This is a genomic window from Bartonella sp. AA126HLJHH (genome assembly GCF_042197425.1).
Classification (GTDB): domain Bacteria; phylum Pseudomonadota; class Alphaproteobacteria; order Rhizobiales; family Rhizobiaceae; genus Bartonella.
In genome coordinates, this window is the sequence record NZ_JBHIRU010000061.1 from 1 (window position 1) to 2,684 (window position 2,684).

At 43.3% G+C, this 2,684-nt stretch carries 3 protein-coding genes; all 3 read right to left on the bottom strand.

Annotated elements, in window-relative coordinates; genetic code table 11:
* The coding region (locus tag ACFIQC_RS09505) for a hypothetical protein (protein WP_375707108.1) at positions 1 to 809 on the bottom strand (809 nt) is incomplete at its 3' end.
* A gap of 1 nt (position 810) precedes the next feature.
* A complete protein-coding gene (locus ACFIQC_RS09510; RefSeq protein ID WP_375630382.1) occupies positions 811 to 1,236 on the bottom strand; it encodes a hypothetical protein in 426 nt (141 codons plus the stop codon).
* Positions 1,236 to 2,684, bottom strand: a 1,449-nt coding sequence (locus tag ACFIQC_RS09515) for a hypothetical protein (protein ID WP_375707109.1), incomplete at its 5' end; no start/stop codon positions are given. The genes ACFIQC_RS09510 and ACFIQC_RS09515, both read right to left, overlap by 1 nt.

The window sequence follows — 2,684 nt, forward strand, 5'->3', positions numbered from 1 at the left end:
AAAGAACCTATAGTCCCTACATTTTTCCACGGATTATTGCCCTCTATCTTAGAGATTGTATGATTATTCGTTGTCGTACCGTAATTTCTTGCAAAGCCATGACCGGCGTTCATAAGCATATTCAACCTATTCCAACCGCTATTGTCTTGTTCCAGCCAACGTTCTCTATTGGCATCAACAAGGCGTTGATTGTGGGCATCAAGCACACCTCCCCCTTGTATGGCATTGGAATAGGCATTCCCATAACCCTGTAAGAAGTTATTTGAGGCGCCCAATTGATTTTGATTGGCTTGGTCTATCATGGCATTGGCTTGCATCATGCGGTCCGCATCACGATTATATTGCTCTAACATAGCACGAGCGTATATAGAATCTCTTCCTTTCCGCACTTCCTCTCTGTGATCAGGAGTTGCATAACGACCAATACCTGAGAAATATCTGTTAATTTGAGTGTCTGAATCATCTAATGCTTCTTGAAGTGCTTGTTTGAAATACGAATTTTCTCCCATCATACCACCAGAGGCCATATGTCGAAGATTCATGGCTGCCGACGTTGGATTATAGATTGTATTCATCAAAGAGCGATTTTGATAATGATGAGGAATACTTCCAAGACCACCAATTCCATAGCGCGTTTGATCACTTAACGGCGCTACACGAGGACCACCATAAACATTACCACCCATCCCTGTGTCATACATGTTATACGCATCTGCACCCCCACGCTTAAAGACATTCTGCATCCAAGCAGGAGGGGCGCTTGTTTGTACCTGCTTCTGTTCTGTCGTTGTTGGTGTCTTGCTCCCCATGTCACAATTCCTTCCTATAATAAAGCATAGCTATGCCATAGCCTTGCTTGGTTAGTGCACGCTTCCAACCTAAACGACCCAAGATCTCCATTTCAGAAGCACCATTCTCACGCGCCCAATCCTCTACAACTTGCAAATTGTCAACTTGATCAAGAATGCCCTTGCCACTACATTCACAAATCAGTGCGCGCTTCTTTCCTAAAACTGTCTGCTGTATCTGGGTCGTGAATGCCGCTAAAAAGCGCTCGTCATCATCCAAAACAAGCCATAACTGTTTCTTGCCACTGCAAATCGCTTCAAGGAGCTCTTGCAACGTGATTTCATGTTTGAAACGCTCTACATATTCTCTAAAGGATGCAATGATGTCTTCAAGATAAGGCGCTATACGCTCCATATCCCAAGACGTGGTCAAAAAGACTTTTGCCATTACCCTCTGCCTAAAGGACGTAAATCCACATTAAATCCTGTGATATGGTTCCAATGAACGCCTTCAGGAATACGCAATTTAAAGCGGTGATAACGATTGCGCGAACGACCATGATAAGCGCCCGTGACATATGAACACACCCTCTCCTTGTGCCATGTAATCGGCGTCTGATTATTGCGAAGCCGACGCTCTCCTATGCTTAAAAGACCTTCCGTCGTATCAACTTCAGCAAACATCTTCGTGATAAAGTTAAAACTTCCATCTGGTGCTCCCAATTCTTGCGAAACAACCGTTGCCTCCATCGGTGCTCCCGTAAACATAACAAGCCGATTTTCATCATCAAAAGCACCAAGCATTGGGGCGCCACTTTGCCAACGAGGGCTGTCTAAAGAAGCCGGCAATGTCTCAAGATTGATCGAGATCTCATCTAACTGTTCTAAAGTATAACCTGTCGTAAATACTGGAAACAACGTGAAAGGTTTTCCCTGTAGCGTCGACCATTTCTGCAATCCCCAATCATAAACAAAGGTCGTTTGCTCGTTATTGCCTCTCTTTAAGGACCAGTAAATCCGGTTATCAATGGGATCTATAACCCCTTGCATCTCATCAAGAGCAAACTTATCAAAGGTTTTAAAAACTGTTCTATCAACCTTCTCAAAGCCTATCGGCAAAAGTTGACCATCCAAACTCATCTGATAAAAGCCACCATCACCAGCAAAAAAAGCATCACTCCCACGACACGCTATAGAGGCTGCACTGCGGGATCCACGCTTGTCTTGAAGCTTTTGAAAAATAAAGGGGACTTTAGAGCCTAGCGTAAAACAACCAGCATAAATAGCAGAACGCAAAAAAACGAGGGGATTGCTCGATTCCGTTGCCCCTTGAACATATTCTCCATCATTAAAATTATGATAATAACAATCTTTATCACCTACCGTCCAATGAGTTGCATCATTCAAACCCGACCAATGGATGCGATTGGGATGATCTGTTAATTGCATCAAACAAACAAAATCACCCCAAACCTTCACCAATCCTGCTTTCGGGGGATTGCCTCCTAAATCTTCAAACCGTTCAGAGCTATGAGTATTAAAGACTTGTGGTTTATCATTTTTATTCACCGCAATAATAGTTTCACCAAATAATGCAAACGACCATTTATTCTCTTCATTTGCTTGATAGGTCACACCACTTTGACTTATGTCTTTCCAACCCTTCGTTTGACTATCATAACTGTAAAGCTTTTTGGCTCCTCCTACGATTATCTTAACACCATTGCCACTTCTAAAGGCTATGCACCCCAACGGCTTTTCTTCTAAAGCATGAGACACTACCATTGCATTAGGCATCGGAATGTAACAGCCATCAGCCGGTAAAACATTCACAAGCGTATCCGTAAAGCTACCGTTGACGACCGAAACATCTGGTCTGTAATCAGCGATTGGAAA

What these genes read in the sequence shown, in the direction of transcription:
- ACFIQC_RS09510 (WP_375630382.1), bottom strand. Translation starts at nt 1,236, where the DNA reads ATGGCAAAAGTCTTTTTGACCACGTCTTGGGATATGGAGCGTATAGCG.